Genomic DNA, 25,298 nt, shown 5'->3' with positions numbered 1-25,298 from the left:
TCAAGTGTCTGGGTTGCGGCTTCGCAGCCTGAATGTCCAGGAAATGCCAGTTTTCCGATGATGAAGCCAATGATATGATTTCAGCGATATGCTGAACGAAACTGATCTCTCTCGTGCCGATCTCAATCTTCTCGTGCTTTTCGAAGCCGTCATTGAGGAGGGCCATGTCGGCCGCGCTGCCGACCGGCTGAACATCTCGCCGTCGGCCGTCAGCCACGGACTCGGACGCCTGCGGCGAATGCTCAACGATCCGCTTTTCGTGAGAACGCCCAAAGGCGTGGTGGCGACGGCGCGTGCGATGGAGCTCGCTATGCCTGTCGCCGATATCCTCGCCCGGGTGCGAAGCGTGATTGCGACCGCCGACCCCTTCGATCCGGCAAGGTCGCGCCGCCGGTTCACGCTCGGGGCGCCGGATGGCGTTTCCGCGGTTTTCCTGTCTTCGCTGCTTGCCGGACTGAAAAAGTCGGCGCCGCAGGTCGAGATCAGCATGCGCCAGCTGCTGCCGGAGCAGGGCGAAAGCGCGCCTGCGCGGGCCTGGCGCGGTGCGTTTGCCGATCTGGAAACCCGCGCCATGGATATTGCCGTGGTGCCCGCCGACGACATTCCGGCGCGCTTTCACAGCCTGACGCTTTACGAAGAAGATTTCGTCATTGCCATGCGCGCCGGCCACCCCTTCGCGCGGGAGGCGACACTTGATCGCTATATCGGGATGCACCACCTCGTCGTTTCGCTTGGTGGTGATCCGCACGGCTTCGTCGACACGGCGCTTGAACAGATGGGCTTGAGCAGGCGGATTGCGCTGACAGTGCCGAACTTCATGTTCGCGCTCGCCATCGCCGGCGAGAGCGACATGCTCGTCGCTGTCCCCCGTCGTTTCGCCGCACTTTACGCCTCGCGCTTCGGCCTGGTGACGGTGGATGCGCCTTTGCCGCTGCCGCGTTTCCGGTTGAATGCCGTTGCCCCGCGCGCCGCGATGATGGATGCCGGCCTGAGCTGGCTGTTCCAGATGCTTTTGTCCGCATGCGATGTCGCGCGTTCTGCGGGCTCCGCTTGATCCGGCCTTTTGCCCACCCCGCTACGCTCGCAGGATTTTCTCCATCGCCTTTCCCTTGGCGAGTTCGTCGATCAGCTTGTCCAGATAGCGGATCTCCCGCATGGTCGGCTCCTCGATCTCTTCGACGCGCACGCCGCAGACGACGCCCGTTATCAGCGACCGGGAAGGGTTCATCGCCGGTGCCTGCGCAAAGAAATCCTCAAGGCTGGTTTTCTGCGTCAGCTGATCGTCCAGGCTCTCAGGGCTGTGGCCCGTCAGCCAGCAAATGATCTCGTCGACCTCCGCCTTGCTGCGCCCCTTCTTCTCGGCCTTGGCGATATAGTGCGGGTAAACGCTTGCCAGGCTGATCGAATAGATACGATGCTTCGCCATGCCGCCTCCCTGACGTTGCGGATATTTCCCGGCGGAGAATAGCCGAGAACTGTGTCATGTCATCCTCCGCGGGCCGATCGGCCGCGATCTTTGCACAATCCGGCAGCAATGGCCGCCATCGTCAAATGTCACCCGCCGAAGACTTTTAGACTCGCCTCTGAAAATCGCAGATGCCGTGACTCTTTTCACCTCGCTGGAACGTCGTAGTTGCGGCCGTCGTCGAGCGGTCGAAACCGATGCGAATGAGGACTGAGAGATGGATCTGGAAGGAAAGCGTATCGTTGTTGTCGGCGGCAGCCGCGGCCTGGGGAAGGGGCTGGTCGAGGCCTTTGTGGCGCGCGCGGCCGACGTCACCGTGGTTGCCCGAAACGCTGATGCCGTGCAGGAAGCGGGCGAGCAAACGGCTGTCACCGCCATATCGGCCGATGCAACGGATGCCGACGCCGCATGGCGGATCATGGATCAGACGCGACCCGATATCGTCATCATGAATGCCGGTGCCGAACCGCCGATGGAACGGATCGACCGGATCGGTTGGGAGGCGTTCACGACCAACTGGAATGTGGACGTCAAGGCCGCGCTGCACTGGGTGCAGGCTGCCCTGACATTGCCGATGACGCCGGGTGGAATTGTCGTCCTCGTCTCCAGCGGCGCAGCCGTGCAGGGGTCGCTGCTATCGGGAGGTTATGCGGGCGCCAAGCGGGCGCAGTGGTTCATCGCGAAATATGCCGAGGCCTTGTCGCAGAAACTCGGCCTGGGGCTGCGGTTCCGGGTCATCGTTCCCCGGCAGATGTTTGCCGGAACCGGTGTGGGCGATACTGGCATTACCGCCTATGCCGCGGCCGCGGGCCGGACATATGCCGAACAGGCCGCCACATGGCCGGACATGACGCCGCGGGCTTTTGGCGATACAGTCGCCGACCTGATCGGCAAGACTGATCTCGCCGAGGCCATGGTCTATGCCGTGCGCGGAGATACGGGTGTGACGGTCATCGAATGACGCAAGACGCTGCTCTCGAAGCTGAAGAGAGGAAAAATCTGCTCGCAGCCCTGGCGGGCGAAGCGGATGCGCTTCGCCCCGAACTGCATCGCTATGCCGCTCGTCTCGTGGGGTCGGTGATCGACGGCGAGGACGTGATTCAGGATGCCTTTGCCAGGGTGTTTGCGACAGTTGGCTCGATCCCGGCTGGCACGCCGCTCAGACCCTGGCTGTTTCGCATCGTGCATAACAGAGCCATCGATGCCCTGCGCCAGCGCAGTACGCGCCGGTCGGAGCCCATCGAGGCGGCCTTCGATCTGGCCGATGCCAGCGCCGTCGGGCCGGAGGACGCGCTGATCCGGCAGGATACGGTGCGGCTTGCGCTCAGCCATTTTGCGGAATTGCCGGTGCCGCAGCGCAGCGCCGTCATCCTCAAGGATGTACTGGGAGAGTCGCTTGCCGATATTGCAGCGCTGCTGGAGCTGAGCGTCGACGCCGTCAAGGCGCATCTTGCGCGCGGCCGGGCGCGATTGCGCACCATCTCCGACGTGCGGTCCGAGGTTGCGCCGTCGCCCACTCCCGAGGTCCTGAATTTCGCAGCTCTCTTCAACGCCCGGGACTGGGACGCCTTGCGCAGCCTGCTTGCCGATGACGTCCGGCTTCGTCAGGCGCGGCGACCGGAAATCTCGGGTGCTGCCGATGTCGGCAGATTTTTCACTTATTATGCCGAATATCCGCCGGTCAGGCTGGAACCTGCCTGGCTGGAAGGCCGAGAAATATTGCTGGTATCGACCGAGCCGTTGGGCGCTCCTTCCTATTTCATGCTGCTCGAATGGCGGGGGCAGAAGATCAGCCTGATCCGCGACCATCGTTACGCGACCTATGTCATTGATGGTGCTGATGTCGCGCCGGCCGCGCCACGGTGACAGGCATTGATCAGGAAGCATTCAGCTTCGATCTCCGCTCCTTCCGCCAAGGACCAAGCTTGCCGCGATCGTGAAACCTTTCGATTTCTGATCCGTTTTCGGTGGCATGACCGACGCTAAAATCCGTCCGAAATCGGTCGACGGCGCCAGAGCCGGTGGTGCCGAGGAGAGGCGCCAGGGGAAGGCATCGACTGGTCAGGTCGCGCCGCCGCCAGAGGTTGCCGAACCCGATCCGGCCCTGACGCCTGAGGAGGCGGAGCGGGTACGCAAGAAATATTTGCTGAAGCGTTTCTGGATCAGCGCGCGGGGTTATTGGTCGCGCCGCGGCGATGGTTTTGCCTGGCCCTGCACCATCGGGCTCCTCATTCTCATCGGCGCCAATGTCGGCTTCCAGTACGGGATCAATATCTGGAACCGCAAGATTTTCGACGCGATAGAGCGGCATGATGCCGGCGTCGTCTATTATCTGACTGCGGTCTTCCCGCCGCTCGTGCTCGGCAGTGTGGCGCTCGTCACCACGCAGGTCTATGTCCGCATGATGATCCAGCGGCGCTGGCGCAAGTGGCTGACGACGGCGCTGATCGCCCGCTGGCTGGCAAACGGGCGTTACTACCAGCTGAACCTCATCGGCGGCGACCACAAGAACCCCGAGGCGCGTATTTCGGAGGATATGCGGATCGCCACGGAATCGCCCGTCGATTTCGTCGCCGGCGTCATCTCGGCCTTCGTGTCGGCCTCGACCTTTATCGTCGTGCTGTGGACGATCGGCGGGGCGCTCAGCCTGCCGATCGGCGAGATGACCATCACCATTCCCGGTTTCCTCGTTGTCACCGCGGTGCTCTACGCCGTCATCACATCGACCACGATCGCCGTCATCGGCCGGCATTTCGTGCAGGTTTCGGAGGTCAAGAACCAGGTAGAAGCCGAGTTTCGCTATACGCTGACGCATGTGCGCGAAAACGGCGAGAGCATCGCGTTGCTCGGCGGCGAAGAGGAGGAGCGCAGCGACCTCGACAAGACCTTCGGCAATGTGCTGAGGCAATGGGCGCTGCTCGCGCACCAGTATATGCGCACGACCTTCGTATCCCACGGGTCGATGCTGTTTGCCCCTGTCGTGCCGGTGCTGCTCTGCGCGCCGAAATTCCTGGCAGGCAACATGACTCTGGGGGAGGTGATGCAGGCGGCGTCGGCCTTCGCCATCGTTCAGACTGCCTTCGGATGGCTGGTCGATAACTATCCGCGCCTTGCCGACTGGAATGCCTGCGCACGGCGCGTCGCCTCGCTTATGATGTCGCTCGACGGGCTGGAGCGCGCCGAACAGAGCGATGCTCTGGGGCGCATCCAGCATGGTGAAACGAAGAGCGAGGCGATGCTGAGCCTCAACGATCTCTCAGTGTCGCTGGATGACGGTACGGCCGTCGTCAAGGAAACGCAGGTCGAGATCGATGCGGGCGAGCGGGTGCTCGTGGCCGGAGAATCCGGCTCGGGCAAGAGCACGCTGGTGCGCGCCATTTCAGGTCTCTGGCCCTGGGGCCACGGCAGCGTCGATTTCCACCCCGGCAGACGATTGTTCATGCTGCCGCAGCGGCCCTACATACCCTCGGGCACGCTGCGGCGTGCCGTCGCCTATCCCAATGCCGCGGACGGCTGGCCGTCGGATGAGATCAAGGCCGCCCTCAAGAAGGTCGGGCTCGATTATCTCCAGGAGAAGCTCGAGGAAGAGGCGCCCTGGGACCAGATCCTGTCGGGCGGCGAAAAGCAGCGGCTTGCCTTTGCGCGCCTGCTCCTGCACCAGCCCGATATCATCGTGCTCGACGAGGCCACCTCGGCGCTCGATGAGAAGAGCCAGGACAGGATGATGGAGATGGTGATCGAGGAATTGCCCAAGGTCACGATCGTCAGCGTCGCGCACCGCGCCGAGCTCGAAGCTTACCATAGCCGCAAGATCACCCTGGAGCGGCGCGAGGGGGGCGCAAAGCTTGTGAGCGACATCGATCTCATTCCGCGCAGGAGGAAAGGGAACATGCTATCGCGCCTCCTGGATTCGCGGCCGACGAACAGCAGACGTTCGAACAAGGCGGCGGCGCGGAAGAAAACCTGAAGAGCGCCCGGTGGGACCTTTACACGCAACCTTCGAAGCAGGTTGCTGGAACTCCGCGTTGGGCTGGCCCTACTTTGGGCGAGCGACCGCCGACAGGAATTCCTGCGTGTTCGACAGGATCGTGTCGCCCATGAAGCGAAGGGAGTCGACGGAGCGTCTGGCGGCGTCCGCATCTCCATAGCCGCAGGCATCTTCGATCAGGATCGGCACGATGCCGAGATCGGCGGCGTGGCGGCAGGTCGGCTCTATGCCGATCTCCATCGCAATGCCGCAGATGGCGAGCGCCGAAAGGCCGGCATCCCGCACGGCGAGTTCCAGCGGCGTTCCCTCGAAAGCCGACATGCCGAGCTTATCAAAGACGAAATCCTGCTCTTGGGGCTGGAGCTCCGGAATGATTTGAACGGCATCACTGCCGCGCAGGAACCAGGGCTTTACATCATCGGGATCATCGGTGCGCTGCCATGCCATGGCCATGCGGGTTGCAAAGAGCCCCATCCAGGATTTCGGCAGCGAAAGATGGCGGCAGAAGGCAATCCGCATTCCCGCACCTCTGGCGGCGGCGATGATGTCGGCGATGCGACGGCTCGTTTCCTCCGCTCCCGGAACCTGTCGGGCAATGCCGACCTGCATGTCGTAGACCAGCAGGGCGGTACGATCAGGAGAAAGCCAGTCTGCAAGTGTCGTGGGTATCGTCATGGGCTCGATATTCCGGACAATGGTGACCGCCTTTAGTTAGGGCACGGGCCGCCATTTGAACAGCGATCCGATGCTCGCATGCTGCAATCGCTGCAATCGGCGGCTCGCCAGTCTTTGATCGGCACATGACCGCAAGGCTCCGCCGCCAATCCGGAATATGGATCACGCGGCAGCTAGCCGCGGTAGGCGCGCTCGAGGTCGGCGATGACGATCTTCTTCATCTTGTACATTGCCTGCAGCACGCGGCCCGCCTTCTCCTTGTCCGGATCAGCGATCATCTGCAGCAAGGCCGTCGGCGTGACCTGCCAGTAGACACCGAACTTGTCCGTCAGCCATCCGCATGGCTGCTCCTTGCCGCCACCTGATGTCAGGGCATTCCAGTAATAGTCGGTTTCAGGCTGGTCGCCGGTCTCGATGAGGAAGGAAAAGGCCTCGTTATAGGGCACGCGCGAGTGGGCGTTGAGGGCGGCCACAGGCAGGCCGGCCAACTCGAAACGGACGACCGATAACTCGGGATCGGGAAGATCGATATGGCCGACGACCTTCGAGTCCTTGAAGACGGACGTGTAAAACTTCATCGCTTCCTCGGCCTCGGATGCGAACCAGAGATGGGGATAGACTTTCATTCCGCTTCTCCTTCAGCGACCGCAGCGAGCCGCTATCGATCGGCCCTGGGTCCAATTGACGGACCCGTCCCAATCGCGCTCGAAGCCGATGTCGTGCAGCCGATGATCGGAAAAACGGGCAATTCGCTGCATCGTCCACTGCTGTTGCAGGGCTGCAAACAGGTGTGCGGCTCGCTCGCGGATCGCGGCGATGAGCCCTGTCATGTTCGCGGCGGGCCGACGCAGGGGTGCCGGGGCGATGCATGGTCCGTCATAAGTATGAGAGATAGTCACAGGAACCTCCAGTTGCTTCGTGTCCTTCTTTCGGGGGCTTGATGGCCTCGTCTATAAGGTGAAGTTGCGCTGATCAGGGCTGGACGACAACCGAATATTCCTGCAGTATTTATGAGTAACACTCACAGGTAAGACGATGGCACGCCGACTTCCCCCGCTCACCACGCTCCCCGCTTTCGACGCCGCGGCCCGCCATCTGAGCTTTACGAAGGCCGCAGCCGAACTCCATGTGACGCATGGGGCCGTCAGCCGCGCCATCCGCAATCTCGAAGAGCAGCTCGGCACGCGGCTCTTCGAGAGAGGAACCCGGTCCGTTCAGCTTACGCCGGCCGGGGCCGCCTATGCCGCCGACATCGGTGCTGCGCTCGATCGGATCGGCGCTGCGACGGTCGCCGCCGCGGCGCCGCGCTCGTCCGGTATCCTTAACGTCAGCACATCGGATGGTTTTGCCGGCCGCTGGCTCGTGCCGCGGCTCAATCGGTTCCACCGCTCGCACCGCGACATCGACGTGCGGCTCTCGACATCAGGCCTGTTTGCGGATTTCCTGCGGGACGGGATCGATATCGCGATCCGCTTCGGCGCAGGCGACTATGAAGGCGTCGTGTCGGAGTTCCTTGCCGATGAAGAGGTCTTTCCTGTCTGCAGCCCGGAACTGGCTGAGGGCGAGCATCCTCTGCGGTCGCCGGCGGATCTGAAGTTTCACCGGCTCATCCATGATAATTTCCGCATCGACTGGGCGACCTGGCTCCAGGCCGCCGGCCTTGATGATGTCGATCCCAGCGGCGGCTTGAGGTTCGATTCCGCCGCTTACGCCGTCGAGGCTGCCGTGCACGGCGAGGGCGTGCTGCTCGGCAGAAGCGCGCTCGTCTCCGCCGACCTTGCGGCAGGGCGCCTCATACGCCCCTTTGATCTCGGCCTGAAGTCCAGATGGAAATATTACGTCGTCTATCCTGAGGGCGCCCTGAGGCAGAGGAAAGTCAGGGCATTCCGCGATTGGCTGTTCAGCGAAATGGCGGAAGGATAGGGCTCGCCTTCCGGCCGGAGGGAAGGCTCTGCGTCTAGCCACAGCACCTGGCGGAAGTCGCAGGCCCGCAGCAGGCGGCAGCCTGTGCCTGCTCGGCAAGCCACCGGTCACGCGGCTTGCAGCTTGCGGCACGCGGGGAAAGTTCGACATGCACGGCGCCGGCGCGCAGTACCGGCATTGCCGCGCAATACAGCTGCATCGGCCGCGCGCCGTCGCTGACTTCAAATGTGAGCTTGGCCGTATCGTCGAGTTTCACATGCTCGGTGACCTTGCGAATGATCGCGTGGAATTTGCCTGACGACATATGGGTGCGGTCATCCTCTTCGATATCCCAAAGCTGAATGAAGATCTCGCTCCAGGCTTCCGGATTGGCGCCGCAATCGAGCGCCCGGAACTGTCCGGCCTTGACTTCGGTGACGTGATAGCCCGGCTTCACCGGGCGGCCATCACAATAAAAGATCAGCGGCGAATCCTAAAGCCGGCGAGAATGGTCATGAGCTCGCCGAGGGCGATGTCTTCCTTCTGCATTTTGCTGTTGTCGATCGCGTTCATCTGCGTTATTCCTCATTTCAACGATTCAAGGATTGTTGAAATATGGACCAGCGTCAAGCCCTCATCGCATTCGGTGCGCTCTCCCAGGAAACCCGATTGCACATTATCCGTATGCTGGTCGTCGCCGGGCCTGACGGCCTGGCCGCAGGCGCGATTGCCGAAAAGGCCGAGGTGTCCCCGTCAAACGTCTCCTTCCATCTGAAGGAACTCGAGCGCTCCGGGCTGATCGCCCAGCAGCGGGAATCCCGGTCGATCATCTACACGGCGAATTACGAAGCGCTCGGCGGTCTCGTGCGCTTCCTGATGGAAGACTGCTGCGTGGGCCATCCGGAAATCTGTGCGCCTGCCGCGGAGGTTGCGGCCTGCTGCGCCCCCAAAATGGAGGAGAAACTGCAATGACCACCGATCGCATCTATAACGTGCTCTTTCTCTGCACCGGCAATTCGGCCCGCTCGATTCTGGCTGAATCCATTCTCAATGCGGAGGGCAAGGGCTGGTTCAAGGCCTATTCCGCCGGCAGCCAGCCGAAGGGCGAGGTCAATCTGCTGGCGCTGAAGGAACTCGCATTGCTCGGCTATCCGACAGAGGGCTTCCGCTCGAAAAGCTGGGACGAGTTCGCCGTACCGGGCGCGCCGGAAATGGACTTCATCTTCACTGTCTGTGATAGCGCCGCAGGCGAGGCCTGTCCCGTCTGGATCGGCCATCCGGTGACGGCCCATTGGGGCATCGAAGACCCCGCCGCCGTCGAGGGCAGCGAATTGGAGAAGGGGCGCGCCTTCGCCCAGGCAGCCCGCTTCCTCAAGAACCGCATCATGGCCTTTCTCAGCCTGCCGATTGCGTCTATCGACAAGCTGGCGCTGGAATCGCATCTGCGCCAGATAGGCATGATGGACGGCGCCAGCGTGATTCAGCCAAAGGCAAGCTGATGGACGTCGCCCTTCACCAACAGGCTGTGGAAGGCCATGACGCCGGCCTGCGCGCGGCGCTCGCCGGCGCCGGGCTTCCGGTCGATGATCTCTCGGATGCCGGCCGAAGCTTCTTCCGGTTTTCGCGCGAGGGCGAGACGGTCGGCTTCGGCGGACTGGAACTTTGTGGCGAGGCAGCATTGCTGCGTTCCATCGTCGTCCTGCCTGATCGGCAAGGTTTCGGCTTCGGCCATGCCATCACCCTTGGCCTGCTCGATGAAGCCCGCGGGAAGGGCGCTGGCGCCGCCTATCTGCTGACGGAGTCGGCCGCTCCCTTCTTCCAGTCGCTCGGCTTCCGGGCGATCGCCCGCGATGAAGCCCCGGCCGCCATTCTGACGACGCGGCAAGCCGCAAGCCTGTGCCCAGCATCGGCCGCCCTGATGATGCGGAGCCTGGCGGCATGAGCGACTTATTTCCTCTATCGCGGCGACTGGCCGCCGAGGCCCTCGGCACTCTGTTGCTGGTCGCAACGGTCGTCGGGTCGGGCATCATGAGCGACAAGCTTACGGATGACACGGCGATGGCATTGCTCGGCAACACTATCCCGACAGGCGCGATCCTTGTCGTCCTGATCACGCTGCTCGGGCCGATTTCCGGCGCGCATTTCAATCCGGTCGTGACACTCATATTCGCCCTGCGCCGCTCGCTCCTTGCCGGCGACGCCGTGGCCTATGGGATCGCGCAGATTGTCGGCGGCATCATCGGCACGCTTCTCGCCCATGCGATGTTCGATTTGACGCTGTTTCAGGTATCGTCCACCGTGCGTACCGGCGGCGGTCAGTGGCTGGCCGAAGCGACAGCAAGTTTCGGCCTCGTCTTCACCATTCTCGCCGGCATTCGTTTCCGGCAGGATGCCGTGCCGTGGCTGGTGGCACTCTATATCACCGCTGCCTACTGGTTTACCGCTTCTACCTCATTCGCCAATCCGGCCGTCGCGATTGCACGTTCGCTGACGGATACGTTTTCCGGCATCCGCCCGGTCGACCTGCCGGGCTTCATCGTCGCGGAACTCGTCGGCGCATTGCTGGCGCTGATGCTTGCCGGATGGCTGCTGATGGAAGAACGAAATCCTCAAACTCTCGCTGAGACGGAACCCACCCCATGAGCATGAACGTCACTATCTATCACAACCCGGACTGCGGCACGTCGCGCAATACGCTTGCGATGATCCGCAATGCCGGCATTGAGCCCGAAATCATCGAATATCTGAAAAACCCGCCATCGCGCGACGAGCTGATGAAAATGATCGCCGATGCCGGTTTGAGCGTTCGCGAGGCAATCCGCGAGAAGGGGACACCTTATGCCGAACGCGGGCTCGACAATCCGGACCTGAGCGACGATCAGCTGCTGGACGCGATGTTGAAAGAACCGATCCTGATCAACCGGCCCTTCGTCATCTCGCCGCTCGGCACCCGGCTGGCCCGGCCTTCGGAGCTTGTTCTGGATATCCTGCCTGATACGCATAAAGGTCCGTTTGCCAAAGAAGACGGCGAGCAGGTTCTGGACGCCGAAGGCAAACGCCTTGTCTGAACGGGTGCCGCTTCTTGCCGTGCTTGCGCTCGGCATCACGCAGATCATCGGCTACGGCACCCTCTATTACAGCTTCAGCATCCTAGCCCCCGACATGGCCGCGCAATTTGCGTGGTCGAGCGAATGGGTCTTCGGCGCGCTGTCTGCCGCACTTCTCATCGGCGGCCTCACGGCGCCCTGGCTGGGTGTGCTGTTCGACAGGATCGGGGCGGGCAGGGTGATGACTTCAGGCTCCTTTGCGGCGGCGGCCGCTCTGACTGCCTGTGCCTTCGCCCCCAACAGGGCAGCTTACGTCGTCGCATTGATCGCTGTCGAAGTCGCTGCCAATCTCGTCCAGTATGGTGCGGCCTTCGCCCTGCTTGTGCAAATCCGCCCACAGGTCGCTTCGCGCAGCATCACCTATCTGACGCTGATTGCCGGCTTCGCCTCGACGATCTTCTGGCCGATCACCACGGCCCTGCATGCGCATCTGAACTGGCAGAACGTCTATCTTGTCTTCGCCGCTCTCAATCTTACGATCTGCCTGCCGATCCATGCCTGGCTATCGCATGGCGGCAGCATGCGCCGAGCAGCCGCGTCGACCGCCGCCCCGCGCGTGGAGGGACGTTTGCCGCCTCAGCGGCGCCGGCTGGGCTTTGCCATCATGGTCACCGGCTTTTCGCTCATGTCGCTTTCGAGCTCCGCCGTCCTGGTGCATCTGGTGCCGCTGCTCTCAGGTCTCGGGCTTGGCGCGACCGCCGCCCTCGTCGGCACGCTGTTCGGGCCCTCACAAGTCAGCAGCCGCCTGATCAACATGATCTTCGGCAAGAACCTGCCGCCGCTCCATCTCGCCGTCATCGCGGCGATGCTCATTCCGGGCGGCGTGCTGGTGCTTCTCTTCTCGGCCCCATCCGTACCGGGGGCGATGATCTTTGCTGTCATTTTCGGCATGGGCAACGGTCTGCTCAGCATCGTTACCGGTACTCTGCCGCTCAATCTCTTCGGCAGTGAAGGTTACGGCAAGCTGCAGGGCAAGATGATGGCGGCGCGACTGATCCTGTCGGCGCTTGCGCCCTTCGTGCTGGCTTTTGCGATGGAGAATCTGGGCATCATGTCGTCGCTCGGCATCACCGCCGCGCTTGGCGGACTTTCCATCATCGCCTTGATGTCAATAGCGGTATTGTAATGCCTGTTCCAGGCGCGTGTCTGTCCCGCTGCATATTGAATTATAGCAATATATTGAATATAAGTCATTATTAACTGCTAATAATAAAGCATTCACCGATTTACATTATCTAGGGAGATACACGAGAGAGGGAGGGACCTCTGTTTATAGTATCTGTATTGGATGAGGGTGAAGAAAGAAACTTCGTTGCCGTAGGCTTACACATCAGCGGCGGCGAAATCTATATCGATGTCGGCGGCGTCGAGCACCGTTTCAGACTTGCTGACCTGATCGACATTCTCTCGATCGAAGATCGCCGCCCTCGGGCGATCCAAGGACGCCCGCGCATGGCTGCGCTCTGCCATTGACCACGGTTTTGCACAGCAGGAATCCGCTAGAATTGGCTGCTGACCCGGATGCCGACGGCATGGTCCTGCCTGCCGCTGCCGATGGAAGCGCGGTATTCCACGCCGACTGCCCAATTGTTCAGGAGGGCCGCATCGAGCGAGAGCCCGAGCGACGCATAGTCATCCCCCGAGTCCTCCGCTTCGAATTCGTAGGGAAGAGTGCCGGTATCGGCATATCCGAGCTGCATCCGGCTGGAACCGGCGAAATCATGGGTATATTCCGCCCGCGCGCCCGGCGTCAGCATTCCCCAGTCCGTCATGAGTGTGTAGCTCAGGCGCAGGCCAATGACGCCCGCGGCCGTATCGACAGTCTGATTGCCGTAGGTCAGGTCGTAGATGCCCCCGCCGCTCTCGGTGAACCCGTCGAGCCATGATCTGGACAGCTCGAATCGGCCATAGGGAGAGACGAGCCAGGTTCTGTTACGGAATTCGTAAGCTGCTGTGAGGGAGGCGAACATCTGCCGTCCGTCCCTGGTGGCCTCGGCAAAATCCCCTGATGAGCTGATGTAGCGGCTTGAATCGAAATCAAGCCGGCTTGCGCCGACCAGGCCGTCGAGGAACAGGTTATCGGCGGCTTTGAAGGAGCCGTAGATCGCAGCGCTATAAGCGGCGCCACGGCTTTCCGTGCCGTCATCTCCGACATCGCTCTTGTCATGCCCGTAGCCGAGGCCGAAGCCGGCGACGAAGCGATCGGAGAATCGGTAATCGACGCCGGCGCTCACGCCGACCGTGGTCGAGCCGATATCCGGACCGCTATTGCCGGTATCCGCGAAATCGACGAAGCCTCCGGACCAGACTGCAAAGGGTCCGGGATCCATCCCCTGTATCCCCGTGCTGTCGCCTTGCCGGCGGGATAGGGCGGGATTGACAAGATCGGGGGCGCTGCCGCCCGGCCAGCCGAACTGGCGCTCGGCATTGGCAATGCCGCCATTGGGGCCGCCATTGGGGCCGCCACTGGAGCCGCCGTTGTCGGAGCGGCGAAGCCCGAGGCGGATATCGAATGACCGGCGCTGTCGCTCGCCTTCATCGTGCAGCTGCTCCAAACGGTTGTTGAAGTTGCGCGTCTGATATTGGGCAAAGTCCCTGGCGGCATCCGCCTGTGCATTGAGAAGGCCGATCACATCGGAATCCTCAGTCGGATCGGGACGGGCGGCAACGGCAAATGTGATCGTCGCCTGCGCCGACGTTCCGGACGCATTCGAAAGCGTAAAACCGACCTGTGTCGAGCCTGCGAACGAAGGGCTCGCCGTGAAGGAGAGCCGCTTCTGCGCCGCGTCGAAATACAGCTTTCCTGCTTCCGGGTTCGGCAGGAAGGTGAGCGCGGCTGCGGTGAAGGGCGCCCCGGTCGCGCCCGCCGTCAGATCGACTGCGACCGTCGTTCCCGCCATCACCGTGACCGTGCGGGACGCTGCCGTGACCCCCAGAGCGGACCTGATGACATCGACATTATAGGTCTTCATCGTGCCATCCTGTGCGGTGACGACGACAGGGATCGCCGTGGAACCCACCGCAAGGGAAACGGACATGCTGGCACTGCCGGAAGCGACGGGTGAACCGTTGACCGTGACGGTCGCGTTCGGCTCGGAGACGACGGGTGTCAAGGTGATGGCGGTTACGTTGTGGGGCACCGAGATCGAATAGGACAGCGTATTCGCGCTGAAAGCCGGGCTGAGGCTGCCCTGGCTGGGCTGCAGCTGCGACAGATCGGCATTGGATGAGGCGCCGACGGTCCAGGGCGCGGAGGCCGCTGCCAGGTTGCCGTTGCCCGCATTGTTTTGAGCCGAATTTGCGGGGACATCGAGACGGAGTGTGCCTGAACCGGAAATGGCCTGGGCGAGAACCGTATACGTGATGTTGTCGGAGGTCTGGAGCGAGGTCAGTGTGGCGCTTGCGGTTCCTGTCGCGGTCAGGACCATGTCGCTCAATGTGAAGCCGGTCACGGCCTCCGAAAAGACGATTTGGAACGTCACCTGCGTCGCGTTTGAGGGCGGATTGCCGAGGACGGCGGCCGCGACGCTGGGCTGCTGCGTGTTGACGAAGACATTGCTCGTCGAAGCGACGTTATTAAGCGTGGTGTCGGCCGCTTCACCTCCGGCATTTTCGATCGTGCCGCCGTTCAGGTTGATCATGGCCCCGAGCGACACGCCGTCCAGGTCCATGTCGCCGGGCTGAACTGTGTATCCGAACGCAAGGGCACTCGTGCCGCTTCCTCCTAAATAGTTTGCCGCACGCGACGAGCTGCCGATCACCACTGAAAGGCTCGGTGTGCCGGTGACCGTTACGTTCTCGCTGAAATGGACCATAAAGGTCAGGTTGTCACCAGCCCTGTAATATCCATTCGCAGGGACCGAAACGGCGGCAACGACAGGGGCGGCTTGCGCCGAAGCGGTCGCCGCGGCCAGCAGCGCGACGACAGAGAGAAGAATCAGGGAAAGCGGGCCGAACATGAACTGGCGCATGGACGTCCTGCCGGGAAACAACCTGTGACTCCAGTGGCTTCCACCGGTTTTCGGCGTCCCAAACGATCCCCGAAACGTTGGCGCAGGACGGTGGGACAGGGACGTTGCCATGAAAAAAGCTCGCAGTGGTTTTAGAAATCTTAGGAAAACGAAAATTCTTTACACGCAAAGGACGTCTGAGGAAATGTCTTCCACGCATCAGAACAGGCATATCGACAAGGTCGAAACTTATTCGTGATGAGCGGAACCTCGCGCTGTGCCTCAAGTTTTCCCTGATGAAACCAATGAAGCACATGGAGGTATTCATGCTTCAGAAGCTCATCACGGTATCCATCCTTTCTATCGGGCTTTCCACTTCGGCGATGGCGCAGTCGACGGGTGTCGGCGGTGGCGCGGGCGGTGCGGGAAGCAGCACAGGCGGCGCCTCCGGAGGCACTGTGATCGCGCCCGGGACCTCCGGTGGCGTCGGGGCAGGGAACGGCACGGGCACTGGAACCGGAACTGGAACTGGAACTGGTACGGGCATCGGCAATACGATGGCGCCGGACACAAACACCACCAACAGTATCGTGCCCAACCCGAACACCACGAATCCTAACGTGCGCGGCCTGTCCGGGACCGGCAATGGGATGAGCCGTGGAACACCCGATTGCAACGGCATGTCCGGCACCGGCCCGTCGGCGGGACTTCCCGGATCGGATTCGTCCGCACAGATACGGCCGAACTGCCAGTAAACTCAGAAAGTAGAATACGACGGGAGGCAGAGGCGGTGTCCGCCCCTGCCGCGGGCAAGGCGGGCGCTTGCCGGTTTTCGACCGGCAGCGCGGGCGTCAGCCTGTCGATATGTGCAGGCCGACCGCCAGCAGGCTGGCGGCAGCTGTATAGATCGACGAGCTCCTTTGAATCAGATCTTCAGGCTTGGCGCGATATGAGCTCGGCATAGCGCCGCAGGTAGAGCGGCCAGCCCTGATCTCCACCCACGCCGCCGCGCACGGCTTCCCAGCCGTCGCCGTGGCGATCGAGCTTGCGGTGCTGGATTTCGACCCTGGTGCGATTGGCCGCCTCGGCGATGAAGCGCGCCTCCCATTCGCTGGTCTTTTCCGGATCCGTTTCGAGCTGCCATCGCGGGCTGATGTCCCAGCTCAGCACAACGCGGTGCGGCGGCTCGTAGGCGAGCACGCGCGCCCAGCGGCACTCGCTGCCATCGACGCCGCGATCATAAAGAAAGCCGCCGACGCGGGGCTCGAACACCGTCTCCGCGATGGCGACGGCGAGCAGATTGTGCTCTCTCGGTTTGAAATCACCGAAATTCTCGGTGAACACCTTGAATGCACGCTCGATCGGCGCTTCGACAGTGACGGAATGGGTGATGGATGTTGCGGACGGGTCTGCACTCATTTTCACGTCTCCGGTGGTTTTTCCACGGCAGCCTTGTAGGCCGCCAGTGTCTTGCTCCAGAAGCTGTCGAGTTCGGCGCGAAGCGCCTCCAATCCCGCGGGATCGATGCGGTAGATGCGATGCTTGCCGGCGGGCGTATCGACCACGAGCCCGACCTGCTTCAGAACCTTGAGGTGCTGCGATACCGCCGGCCGGCTGATCGGCAGCGCACTTGCTATGTCTCCGACCGAACACGGCTGCTCGACGAGCCGTTCGAGGATCGCACGCCTCATCGGCTCGGCCAGGGCTGTCCAGCCGTTGTTCGGGTAAGTCATCATTAACGCGTTCGTTTAGACTAACGCGTTCGGGATGTCAATGGGGAGCAGGCGGGGTGGCGATAACGTGATTGGAGTGGTTTGCATGGGCTGGCGGTGATTGGCGCGGTGAGGGCGCTGGCAGGAATGTAGAACAGGGTGCCAGTAATGTGGCGCAGGCCCCAACCTCCGTCATCCTGTGTCCTCGCGCGAGCGCGAGGGATGTCACAGGAAGCCAGCCACCGCGCGTCGGCGCGGTCAATGACGCACCACCAGCAGCAATCAAAATAGTCTCTCCTGCCCAGGACTTGGGCAGGCTGGATCCCTGTGACGAGCACATGGATGAGGGAAGTTCGGGGGATGTCGGTGTCCTAAGCAAGGTTGTGCAGCTGGATTTATCCCGCCGGCAAGGCGCGCTTATAAGGCGCCGTGGCCAGCTGCGGGCGCGGGCGCAGGGACGAGGGAAAAGGCGGGGACTCGGATGCCTTTCGATCCTCCAGCAGGCCATCCCAGAAATCAGCAGCACGCGAACAGCCGCGACAATCGCCGCGGCGCGGACAGTCGGCCGGGATGCCGGCCTCGCCGTTTGGTTTGCACATGGTTCTTCTCCGGAAGTTTCGGCGATGCTACGGGCGGAGCCTCGATCCTCCGCCCGTAGCCGTCTTCACCGGCGCACACTTGCTGCCGTTCAGGCCGCCAGCTTCAGGGCGTCGGCAAGCTTGGCGAAGTCGCCGGCCGAAAGCCCCGGACGGACGGCGAAGTCGATGACGGCCTGGAAGATTTCCGGCGGCGCATTCCGCTTCATGGCGCCGAGCATCGCCGCGCGCTCCGCCGGATTGATCGCCGGGATCATGATGCGCATGAAGGCCATGCTTTTTTCCGGCGGCAGCGAGCCGATGATGCGCATCTCGATGCCGAGCATTTCGTCGTCGGTGAAGTTGCGCCACAGGAGAGGGCCGGTCACCGCCTCTTCCTCATGCATATGCGCGAAGTCATCGGCGATATAGGCTGCAAAGGCGAGATAAAGCTTGCGGCCGCAAGCCGCCTTGTGCAGCGGCCAGGCGTTTTCCCAGGCGACGATCAATTCCTCCAGTTCGCGGAAGGCGGTGCGATGATCGTCGTGCTGCTCGTCCAGCGTGACGGTCGAGACGCCCTTGTCGGCCAGCGCCGTATGGATGTTGTCGTCTTCGTGCGTGACGTGGGAGGCGGCAAGCATCAGGTAATGGCGCAGGTCGCCGATCAGGAAGACCGTCTCCTCAACGTTCTGGAAATCGGCCGTGCCGAGGCGTCCGAGCAGGTCGCAGCCGGCCTTGCGCAGGCCCTTATGAACAGCGCCGTAAATGTCGTAACGGCCGTTGAGATCGGGGATGCTGGTAAGCGAGAATTCGTGGCTCATAATGGTTTTCCTCTCGTTGGCCGGCGTCTCTTTCCGTGCGCCGGGCTGATGAGCGGGAGATAGCCGAGGCCTTTGCGAGGCGCTTCCTAAAACCATCCTAAGCAATTGGAACGATTGCTAAGAATATCCTAACTAACTATCATCGCCTGGTATCGTGGAGAGAAGCATTGCTCGGGCCGGAACTGGTGGAATTTATAGAAAGTCCCGTCATGATACTGTTTGCGACGCGCGACGAAGCCGGCCGGCCGATGATTGGCCGGGGCTCGGGGGTGCGCGTCGACCGGCAGAGCGGGCACCTCCACTTTCTCGCCTCCCGCAGCCAATGGCCGAGAGCGGTCGGCGAAGCGCTGGTGGGCCGGCCGATTGCCACGACCTATGTACGGGCCACCGATTACAAGGCCTGCCAGATCAAGGGCCGGATCTTAGAGGCAGGGCCGGCTGATGAGGCCCACCGGGCACGGGGCGAGGCCTATGTCGCAGAGCAGTTGGCGCGGATGATGGCGCTCGGGGTTACCCGCATGCAGCTTTCCAGCACGCTGTCGGACCAGGACCTCGTCTGCCTGACGATCGAGCCGCAGGCGATCTTCGAGCAGACGCCGGGGCCGGGCGCCGGACGTAGGCTGACGCCGGAAGCTGCTGCATGATTCCGCTCGAAAGGCTGCGGGACAGTTTCGAGGGCGTCATTCCTTCCGTCATCGCCACCACCGATGCCGACGGAATGCCGAATATTTCCTACCTTTCGCACGTGCATTACGTCGACGAGACGCATGTGGCGCTCTCCAACCAGTTCTTCTCGAAAACCGCCGCCAATGTGGCGCGCAACGGGCTTGCGACCGTGATGGTGGTCGATGGCTATAGCGGCCAGCAGCACGTGCTCGACCTGACCTTCGAACGCTCGGAGACTGAGGGCGAGACATTCGAGCGAGTGGCGATCCATCTGGCGATCCTGGAAAGCCGGATGAGCGGGATCATGAAGCTGCGCGCCGTCGACATTTATCGGGTCGAAGACTGCCAGGCCGTGCCGGCAGCCCATCCGCTGGTCGAGCCGGAGCCGCTCTTTCTGCCCGATCTGATGGGCAAGGTGGCGCGCCTGACGGCACGCATATCTGATTGCAGCGATCCTGAAACGCTGCTCGACGCCACGCTCGAGGGCTTGGGCGAGCTTTTCGGCTACAGCCATTCCATGGTGCTGGTGCCGGACGGAGAACGCGGCGGCCTGACGACGATCGCCAGCCGGGGCTACGACCAGTTCGGCTTCGGCGCCGAGGTTCCGGCCGGGCGCGGCATTATCGGCGTTGCGGCCGAGCGGCGGCGCAATGTGCGGATCACCGATCTCAGCCGCGGCCAGCGCTACGTACAGGCGGTGCGGGCGATGGCGGGTGTCGAGGACGCGGCGCCGATTCCGCTTCCGGCCCTCGACAAGCCGCTCAGCCAGATCGCGCTGCCGCTCGTGGCGCGGGGCAGGCTCGTCGGCGTGCTGTTTTCGGAATCGACCGAGCGGTTCACCTTCCGCCATCGGGACGAGGAAGCGCTGAACGTGATCGCGGCGCATCTCGCCACTGCGCTCTCCTTCCTGTCCGAGGAACGCGAGCGGGCGGAGACGAACGGGCGGGAAAAGGCCGACGCGCCGGCCGGCCAGACCGGAAGCGGGCCTGCCGGCCGGCGCATCGCCGTGCGCTTCTATCCGCGTGACGGCTCGCTCTTCGTCGATGACGACTATCTCATCCGCGGCGTGCCGGGCCGGCTGCTGCTGCATTTCCTCGAAGACTATGTGCGCACCGGCAAGCAGGATTTTCAGAACCGCGAGATCCGCCGCGACCGGCGCCTGCAGCTGCCCGACTTCAAGGATAATCTGGAAACCCGGCTGATCCTCCTGCGCCGGCGGCTGGAGGAAAAGGCAGGCCCGATCATGCTCGAACGCGCCGACCGGGGGCGGTTAAGGCTGACGCTCGCGGGGCGGCCGGAGATCGAGGTGGTGGAAGAGTGAGCGGAGGTGCACGACCTCGCAAAGGAAATTGTGGTTTCTCGACAGCCGGGAATGTCATAAACACGGGGTCCTCCATTCCTGACAGAAGACAATTTTCCGATGAGACCAGAATTTCTGCGATCCGAGCTGATCGATGCCGCGCTCACCTCCGTCCGGGCCGTGGGCACGCCGCTCTGGCTCTATGAGGCCGAGTCGATCCGGGAGCGGGTCCGGCAATTGTCGATGTTCGAGTGCGTACGTTTTGCCCAGAAGGCCAATAGCAACACGCACATCCTGCGGCTCCTGCGCTCCATGGGCGTCGCGGTCGACGCCGTATCGTTCGGCGAGATCGAACGGGCGCTCCGGGCAGGCTACGTGCCGGGAACGGATGCGCATGAGATCGTCTTTACCGCCGATATCATCGACGAGGAGACGCTGGCGCGCGTCGTCGCGCTGAAGATCCCAGTCAATTGCGGTTCGCCCGACATGATCCGCCAGATCGGACGGGCAGGGCGGGGCCATCCGGTCTGGCTTCGCATCAATCCGGGTTTCGGCCATGGCCATAACCGGAAGACCAATACGGGCGGGCCATCGAGCAAGCACGGCATCTGGCATGAGGAATTCGAGGACAGCCTGCGTCTCGTCGATGAATACGGGCTCACCCTGATCGGCCTTCACATGCATATCGGCTCGGGGGTCGATTACCGGCATCTGCATCGCGTCTGCCACAGCATGCTGGATGCCGTGCGCCGCGCCAACCGGCCGCTCAAGGCCATCTCGGCCGGCGGCGGGCTCTCGCTTCCCTATCGACAGGGCGAGCCGGAGATCGATATCGCGGAATATTATGACGCGTGGAACAGGACGCGGCTGGAGGCCGAAAAGATCACCGGCGGGCCTCTGCGGCTCGAACTTGAGCCGGGCCGCTATCTCGTCGGCAATGCCGGGGTTCTCGTCGCCGAGGTTCGTGCGGTCAAGACAGTCGCCGACAAGCATTTCGTCCTGATCGACGCGGGCTTCAACGATCTCGCCCGGCCGATCCTCTATGGCAGCCATCACGACATCGTCTTCGTGACGCCCGAGGGAGCGCCGGTCGCCGGGCCGCTTTCGCCTATTGCCGTTGCCGGGCCGCTCTGCGAAGCGGGCGATGTCTTCACCCAGCAGGATGGCGGTTTTGTCGAGTTCCGCGAGCTTGCGCTGCCGAAGGTCGGCGATTTCGCTATTCTGCGCGATACCGGCGCCTATGGCGCGACCATGTCTTCAAATTACAACTCGCGGCCGCTGGCGCCGGAGGTTATGCTGGATGCGGGCAAGCTCACGCTCATCCGCAAGCGTCAGTCGATCGAGCAGCTGCTCGCGCTCGAGGCCGATCCGGGACCGCTCTGACGGTCCTGGTGCTGCACGGACGATCTTGATACGGGTCAAAGACCGCAGCCGGCCGGATTGCTAATGTTGCGACATCCAATCACGGAGGCAGCCATCATGGCCATCAAGACAGTTTTGAGCATCCTCAAGAGCAGCAAATTCGAGCAGGATCTGAAAGGCGCGGCAGACTTGTGCGCGGCCCAGGGAGCCCATCTGACCGCGCTTGCCGTTTCCATCGGCGCGCCGCCGATGCTGGGGGAATATGACGCCGCGCTCTCGACCGTCTGGATCGATCAGCGGCAGCGGCAGATCGAGGATCTCATCGGGACGGCCGCGAAAATCAAGGAGACACTTTCCCAGAGCGATCTCTCGTTCGAGGTGCAGGATCTCTACACGGAATATGCGTGGGCCGATCAGGATTTTGCCGAGCGTGCGCTTTATGCCGATATCGTGCTGCTCGGCCCTGACGTGGTCGAGGATACAGGCCTTAAGAAGCGGATCTTCGACGGCGCGCTTTTCCAGACGCCGACGCCGATCGTGATCAACCGCGGGCGAAAGGCAAGCGTCACCTCACCGAAAAATATAGTGCTGGCCTGGGATTCCAGCGACGAGGCAGCGCGCGCTGCCCGCGAGTCGCTCGATCTTCTGCAGAAGGCCGAGATCGTGCATGTGACGATGGTCGATCCGGAAGCGCGCATGGCGGTCAACGGCGAGGAGCCGGGAGCCGATATTGCAGCCTACCTTGCCCGCCATGGCGTCAAGGTCCAGGTCGATCGTCTTTCGGGCGAAGGCAAGAGCCCCGACCAGATCATCGTCAGGCACGCGGTGGATATGGGCTCGGACCTTATCGTCATGGGGGCCTACAATCATCCAAGATGGCAGCAGAGTCTGTTCGGCGGCGTCACCCGCAGGATGATCGAGGAGTGCCAGCTGCCGCTGTTCCTCGCCCATTGAGCGGGGCCGTCGAGACTAAAGGCCGCGATCGGGTGGATCGCGGCCTGCCCATTCCCCAGCACGTTTCAAATTACGGAATTCCCCTCGGCCCCTGACCCTCGGATTGCCCCAGAACCTGCGGAGTGGCCCGCAGATCGATGGTATTGGGCTTCCGACCCGGCTGCCAGGAAAACCAGATAGCGATCGGGCACCGGTAATGCCTGTTCAGGGCGTCGGCCGCATCCTTCTCGAAGCGCGTCCGTTCTTTCGGACTGTCGATTACGCTACGCCTTTCGTAGATCACAATTTCCTCCCCGGCGTTGCGATCCAGCTGCGGATCATGCGCGCAAACGCGCCTGCCTGATACGGACTAAGGTCTGAACGGTGGACGGAAAAGAGGAAGGCGGGCGAGCGGCGATATGGATAGCCGACCTGGACCTCATTTGCAGCCCCTTGGAAATCTGCCGGATCTAAGACAAAATCATCCGGCTTTGGCTCTTGGGGAGAGAGGCTGATGGACAATCACGAGCCGTTTTTACGCGAGGCGATTGCGCTCTCGAAATCTGCGATGGAACACGGCGACGAACCGTTTGGCGCGCTGCTGGTGAGGGACGGGGAGGTCATCCTGCGCGCCGAAAACAGCGTCTTCACCGGCCACGATATGACGAACCACGCCGAGCTGAATCTGATCAAACTGGCGGCACAGCAGTACGACACCGTATTTCTGGCCGACTGCACGCTCTATACCAGCACGGAGCCGTGCGCCATGTGCTCCGGGGCGATTTACTGGTCGGGCATCGGGCGCATGGTGTTTGCATGTTCCGAAACGCGGCTTGGCGAGATCGCCGGGATCGGGTTGAACGTACCGAGCCGGGCGGTGCTGCAAACCGGCGCGCGCATCGTCACCGTCGACGGGCCGACGAACCTCGAAGAGGAGGCCGCCGCAGTCCACCAGGAATTCTGGCCGAAACATTTGGGCAGGGCCTAGAGTCTAAGACATATCGGTTGGCTAGCGCAGCGCCCTGAGCGCATTCAGGATCACGGCCACATCGATCACTTCCTGCAGCATGGCGCCGGTGACCGGCGGCAGGAGGCCGGCGCCGGCAAAGATCATGGCGACGAGCGAGAGGCCGATGCCGGCGAAAATACTCTGGACGGCGATGGCGCGCGAACGTCTCGCGATATCTATCGCGGCGGCGATCCTGTTCAAATCATTGCGGATCAGGACGATATCGGCCGCTTCTGCCGCAGCCGCGAGATTGGTAGCACCGACGGCAATGCCAACATCGGCGGCGGCGAGCGCCGGAGCGTCGTTGACGCCGTCGCCGACCATCATGACCCTTCCTGCGGCGCGTTCCCTGGTGATGACCTGGACTTTCTCGACGGGCGAGAGCCGCGCCTCGACCGCATCCAGCGACAGCGAGCCGGCAATGGCGGCGGCGACGCTGCGTTCGTCGCCGCTCGCAAGCACGATGCGGCCGAAACCGATCTTCCGCAGTTTACCGACGAGCGCGATGGCATCGTCGCGCAAGCGATCTTCGAAGCCGATTTCGCCGGCAAGCTCTCCGTCGAAGAAGACCTTTGCCTGCATCCTGCCTTTCTTTCCGGCAGGGCGAGAGGGCTTGCCATCCGGGGTAAAGTAATTGTCGCCGCCGACGCTCACCCTGATGCCGTCGACAAGTCCGGAAATGCCGGCGCCTGCAAGCTCCGATACGTCCGTCGGCCGCGACAGCAGCAGTCCGCGCCTCTGTGCCTCCTTGACGATCGCGCGGCCGACGACATGCGACGAGGCCTGATCGAGCGAGGCGGCGAGACGCAGGAGCCTGTCCTGGCCTACAGGCGCTTCGATCGAGACGACTTCGGGATCGCCCGCCGTCAGCGTGCCGGTCTTGTCAAAGACCGCGACGGAGGCGTCGGCCAGCACTTCCAGCGGACCTGCGCCTTTCACCAGTACGCCAACCTTTGCCGCCTTCGAGGTTCCGGCCGCAAGGGCGACGGGAACGGCAAGGATGAGCGGGCACGGGGTTGCGACGACGAGAACCGCGACGATCCGGGCCATATCACCAGACAGGATGGCGGCGCCGGCCGCGATTGCCAGCGTCAGGAGGAGAAAGGCGATTGCGTATCGATCGGCAAGACGCGCTATCCGCGCCTTGGACTGCCGGGATGCCTCGACCAGCTTGACGATACCGGAATAGGTGCTGTCTTCGGCACGGCTTTCCACCCGGAGCTCTATCGCGTCTCCCGCGTTCGTCGCGCCGCTCTCGATCCGCGCGCCCTTGGCGAGGTGCACCGGAAAGGCTTCGCCGGTCAGGACGGATTGATCGATCGATGCATTCTCCGAGATCAGCGTGCCATCCGCCGGCACGACATCGCCCCTGCGGATCATCAGCATATCGCCGATCGCGATATCGGGAATGGGGACTTCCTCCAGCCCGTCTTCCAGGAGGCGAAGGGCCGTTCGCGGCACCTGCGCCAGGAGGGCCGACATGCCTTCGTCGGCGCGCCGATGCGCATAGGCTTCCAGAAACTGGCCGCCGGCATACATGAGGGCAACGATCGCCCCGGCCAGATATTCCCCGAACCAGAGGGTCGAGCCCATGGCGAGGGCGGCGATCAGATCGAGACCAAAATCACCGTTCCTGAGCTTGTCGACGATGTCGATCAACAGGAAGGCAAGGGCAACGCCGGTGCTAGCCGCAAGCGCAAGCCGGCTCGCAGATCTCAAATCCAAGAGGAAAAGCACGAAAGCGCCCGCCAGACCCAGCACTGCTGCCGCCGCCATGACGGTCGAGCGCAGGCCGATGTCGGGCATCCATGCGCGTGGTTCACCGAGACTGCG

Annotated in this window: 27 protein-coding genes and 1 pseudogene; 17 read left to right on the top strand and 11 right to left on the bottom strand. The window is 62.6% G+C overall.

Going from position 1 to position 25,298, the window contains the following annotated elements:
• The first annotated feature begins 88 nt into the window (after positions 1 to 88).
• Positions 89 to 1,054 carry a LysR family transcriptional regulator gene (locus EV281_RS05470; RefSeq protein ID WP_132651881.1) on the top strand — a complete coding sequence of 322 codons (966 nt, stop codon included), beginning with the start codon at positions 89 to 91 and terminating at the stop codon, positions 1,052 to 1,054.
• Between the two features lie 21 nt (positions 1,055 to 1,075).
• Here EV281_RS05470 and EV281_RS05465 read toward each other — a convergent pair whose 3' ends face one another.
• Positions 1,076 to 1,426 (bottom strand): DUF2200 domain-containing protein, encoded by a 351-nt coding sequence (locus EV281_RS05465; protein ID WP_132651880.1) that lies wholly within the window; start codon positions 1,424 to 1,426, stop codon positions 1,076 to 1,078.
• A gap of 256 nt (positions 1,427 to 1,682) precedes the next feature.
• Here EV281_RS05465 and EV281_RS05460 point away from each other — a divergent pair, with 256 nt between their 5' ends.
• The 3 genes from EV281_RS05460 to EV281_RS05450 all read left to right on the top strand — a co-directional run bounded on the left by EV281_RS05460 (position 1,683) and on the right by EV281_RS05450 (position 5,432).
• Positions 1,683 to 2,426, top strand: coding sequence for an SDR family NAD(P)-dependent oxidoreductase (locus EV281_RS05460; RefSeq protein WP_132651879.1), 744 nt, complete (start codon positions 1,683 to 1,685; stop codon positions 2,424 to 2,426).
• Positions 2,423 to 3,331: a sigma-70 family RNA polymerase sigma factor gene (locus EV281_RS05455; RefSeq protein ID WP_132651878.1), complete on the top strand. Its 909-nt coding sequence runs from the start codon at positions 2,423 to 2,425 to the stop codon at positions 3,329 to 3,331. Before EV281_RS05460 ends, EV281_RS05455 begins: the two co-directional genes overlap by 4 nt.
• A gap of 106 nt (positions 3,332 to 3,437) precedes the next feature.
• A complete protein-coding gene (locus EV281_RS05450) occupies positions 3,438 to 5,432 on the top strand; it encodes an ABC transporter ATP-binding protein/permease (protein ID WP_132651877.1) in 1,995 nt (664 codons plus the stop codon).
• 69 nt (positions 5,433 to 5,501) lie between these two features.
• Here the strand turns inward: EV281_RS05450 and EV281_RS05445 are convergent, their stop codons facing one another.
• From EV281_RS05445 to EV281_RS05435, 3 genes are all read right to left on the bottom strand, one after another.
• Positions 5,502 to 6,128, bottom strand: coding sequence for a cysteine hydrolase (locus EV281_RS05445; protein ID WP_132651876.1), 627 nt, complete (start codon positions 6,126 to 6,128; stop codon positions 5,502 to 5,504).
• A 173-nt stretch (positions 6,129 to 6,301) separates the two neighbouring features.
• The gene (locus tag EV281_RS05440) at positions 6,302 to 6,754 is read right to left on the bottom strand and encodes a VOC family protein (RefSeq protein WP_132651875.1); all 453 of its coding nucleotides are present in this window, start codon (positions 6,752 to 6,754) and stop codon (positions 6,302 to 6,304) included.
• Positions 6,755 to 6,766: 12 nt separating this feature from the next.
• On the bottom strand, positions 6,767 to 7,027 hold the full coding sequence (locus tag EV281_RS05435; protein ID WP_245508219.1) for a hypothetical protein: 261 nt from the start codon (positions 7,025 to 7,027) through the stop codon (positions 6,767 to 6,769).
• A gap of 136 nt (positions 7,028 to 7,163) precedes the next feature.
• Here EV281_RS05435 and gcvA point away from each other — a divergent pair, with 136 nt between their 5' ends.
• On the top strand, positions 7,164 to 8,051 hold the full coding sequence (gcvA, locus tag EV281_RS05430; protein WP_132651874.1) for a transcriptional regulator GcvA: 888 nt from the start codon (positions 7,164 to 7,166) through the stop codon (positions 8,049 to 8,051).
• Positions 8,052 to 8,085: 34 nt separating this feature from the next.
• Here the strand turns inward: gcvA and EV281_RS05425 are convergent.
• Positions 8,086 to 8,603 (bottom strand): annotated as a pseudogene (locus tag EV281_RS05425) (DUF6428 family protein).
• A gap of 42 nt (positions 8,604 to 8,645) precedes the next feature.
• Between EV281_RS05425 and EV281_RS05420 the strand changes: the two are divergent.
• The 6 genes from EV281_RS05420 to arsK are packed head-to-tail and all read left to right on the top strand — an operon-like array spanning position 8,646 to position 12,263.
• Entirely contained in the window at positions 8,646 to 9,002 is a 357-nt protein-coding gene (locus tag EV281_RS05420) for a metalloregulator ArsR/SmtB family transcription factor (RefSeq protein ID WP_132651873.1), read from the top strand.
• A complete protein-coding gene (locus tag EV281_RS05415; RefSeq protein ID WP_132651872.1) occupies positions 8,999 to 9,529 on the top strand; it encodes an arsenate reductase ArsC in 531 nt (176 codons plus the stop codon). Before EV281_RS05420 ends, EV281_RS05415 begins: the two co-directional genes overlap by 4 nt.
• Positions 9,529 to 9,972, top strand: a complete 444-nt coding sequence (gene arsN2, locus EV281_RS05410) for an arsenic resistance N-acetyltransferase ArsN2 (RefSeq protein ID WP_132651871.1) — start codon at positions 9,529 to 9,531, stop codon at positions 9,970 to 9,972. The genes EV281_RS05415 and arsN2 overlap by 1 nt, the downstream gene beginning before the upstream one ends.
• Positions 9,969 to 10,673 (top strand): MIP/aquaporin family protein, encoded by a 705-nt coding sequence (locus EV281_RS05405; protein WP_132651870.1) that lies wholly within the window; start codon positions 9,969 to 9,971, stop codon positions 10,671 to 10,673. The genes arsN2 and EV281_RS05405 overlap by 4 nt, the downstream gene beginning before the upstream one ends.
• Complete coding sequence (gene arsC, locus EV281_RS05400; RefSeq protein ID WP_132651869.1) at positions 10,670 to 11,098, top strand: arsenate reductase (glutaredoxin); 429 nt, start codon at positions 10,670 to 10,672, stop codon at positions 11,096 to 11,098. Before EV281_RS05405 ends, arsC begins: the two co-directional genes overlap by 4 nt.
• Positions 11,091 to 12,263: an arsenite efflux MFS transporter ArsK gene (arsK, locus tag EV281_RS05395; RefSeq protein ID WP_132651868.1), complete on the top strand. Its 1,173-nt coding sequence runs from the start codon at positions 11,091 to 11,093 to the stop codon at positions 12,261 to 12,263. The genes arsC and arsK overlap by 8 nt, the downstream gene beginning before the upstream one ends.
• A 197-nt stretch (positions 12,264 to 12,460) precedes the next feature.
• Here the strand turns inward: arsK and EV281_RS31045 are convergent, their stop codons facing one another.
• Complete coding sequence (locus EV281_RS31045; protein ID WP_165911839.1) at positions 12,461 to 12,607, bottom strand: hypothetical protein; 147 nt, start codon at positions 12,605 to 12,607, stop codon at positions 12,461 to 12,463.
• A 29-nt stretch (positions 12,608 to 12,636) separates the two neighbouring features.
• The gene (locus EV281_RS05390) at positions 12,637 to 15,108 is read right to left on the bottom strand and encodes an autotransporter domain-containing protein (RefSeq protein WP_165911838.1); all 2,472 of its coding nucleotides are present in this window, start codon (positions 15,106 to 15,108) and stop codon (positions 12,637 to 12,639) included.
• A 305-nt stretch (positions 15,109 to 15,413) separates the two neighbouring features.
• Here EV281_RS05390 and EV281_RS31405 point away from each other — a divergent pair, with 305 nt between their 5' ends.
• A complete protein-coding gene (locus EV281_RS31405) occupies positions 15,414 to 15,842 on the top strand; it encodes a hypothetical protein (RefSeq protein WP_132651866.1) in 429 nt (142 codons plus the stop codon).
• Positions 15,843 to 16,020: 178 nt separating this feature from the next.
• On the opposite strand, the gene EV281_RS05380 is transcribed toward EV281_RS31405, so the two are convergent.
• The 3 genes from EV281_RS05380 to EV281_RS05365 all read right to left on the bottom strand — a co-directional run bounded on the left by EV281_RS05380 (position 16,021) and on the right by EV281_RS05365 (position 18,195).
• Positions 16,021 to 16,506, bottom strand: coding sequence for an SRPBCC family protein (locus EV281_RS05380; RefSeq protein WP_132651865.1), 486 nt, complete (start codon positions 16,504 to 16,506; stop codon positions 16,021 to 16,023).
• A gap of 2 nt (positions 16,507 to 16,508) precedes the next feature.
• Positions 16,509 to 16,820 carry a metalloregulator ArsR/SmtB family transcription factor gene (locus EV281_RS05375; protein ID WP_207896868.1) on the bottom strand — a complete coding sequence of 104 codons (312 nt, stop codon included), beginning with the start codon at positions 16,818 to 16,820 and terminating at the stop codon, positions 16,509 to 16,511.
• Between the two features lie 667 nt (positions 16,821 to 17,487).
• Complete coding sequence (locus EV281_RS05365) at positions 17,488 to 18,195, bottom strand: hypothetical protein (protein WP_132651862.1); 708 nt, start codon at positions 18,193 to 18,195, stop codon at positions 17,488 to 17,490.
• A gap of 209 nt (positions 18,196 to 18,404) precedes the next feature.
• Here EV281_RS05365 and EV281_RS05360 point away from each other — a divergent pair, with 209 nt between their 5' ends.
• From EV281_RS05360 to EV281_RS05340, 5 genes are all read left to right on the top strand, one after another.
• Positions 18,405 to 18,839, top strand: a complete 435-nt coding sequence (locus tag EV281_RS05360; RefSeq protein WP_245508218.1) for a hypothetical protein — start codon at positions 18,405 to 18,407, stop codon at positions 18,837 to 18,839.
• Positions 18,836 to 20,182 carry a GAF domain-containing protein gene (locus tag EV281_RS05355; RefSeq protein WP_132651860.1) on the top strand — a complete coding sequence of 449 codons (1,347 nt, stop codon included), beginning with the start codon at positions 18,836 to 18,838 and terminating at the stop codon, positions 20,180 to 20,182. The genes EV281_RS05360 and EV281_RS05355 overlap by 4 nt, the downstream gene beginning before the upstream one ends.
• A 99-nt stretch (positions 20,183 to 20,281) precedes the next feature.
• Positions 20,282 to 21,544 (top strand): diaminopimelate decarboxylase, encoded by a 1,263-nt coding sequence (gene lysA / locus EV281_RS05350; RefSeq protein WP_132651859.1) that lies wholly within the window; start codon positions 20,282 to 20,284, stop codon positions 21,542 to 21,544.
• A 96-nt stretch (positions 21,545 to 21,640) separates the two neighbouring features.
• Positions 21,641 to 22,477: a universal stress protein gene (locus EV281_RS05345; protein WP_132651858.1), complete on the top strand. Its 837-nt coding sequence runs from the start codon at positions 21,641 to 21,643 to the stop codon at positions 22,475 to 22,477.
• 493 nt (positions 22,478 to 22,970) lie between these two features.
• Entirely contained in the window at positions 22,971 to 23,444 is a 474-nt protein-coding gene (locus EV281_RS05340; RefSeq protein ID WP_132651857.1) for a nucleoside deaminase, read from the top strand.
• A gap of 21 nt (positions 23,445 to 23,465) precedes the next feature.
• On the opposite strand, the gene EV281_RS05335 is transcribed toward EV281_RS05340, so the two are convergent.
• A complete protein-coding gene (locus tag EV281_RS05335) occupies positions 23,466 to 25,271 on the bottom strand; it encodes a heavy metal translocating P-type ATPase (protein WP_245508231.1) in 1,806 nt (601 codons plus the stop codon).
• Positions 25,272 to 25,298 lie beyond the last annotated feature (27 nt).

The organism is Rhizobium sp. BK418 (assembly GCF_004341105.1).
Taxonomy (GTDB): Bacteria; Pseudomonadota; Alphaproteobacteria; order Rhizobiales; family Rhizobiaceae; genus Rhizobium.
This window is presented reverse-complemented; position numbering and strand designations above follow the sequence as displayed.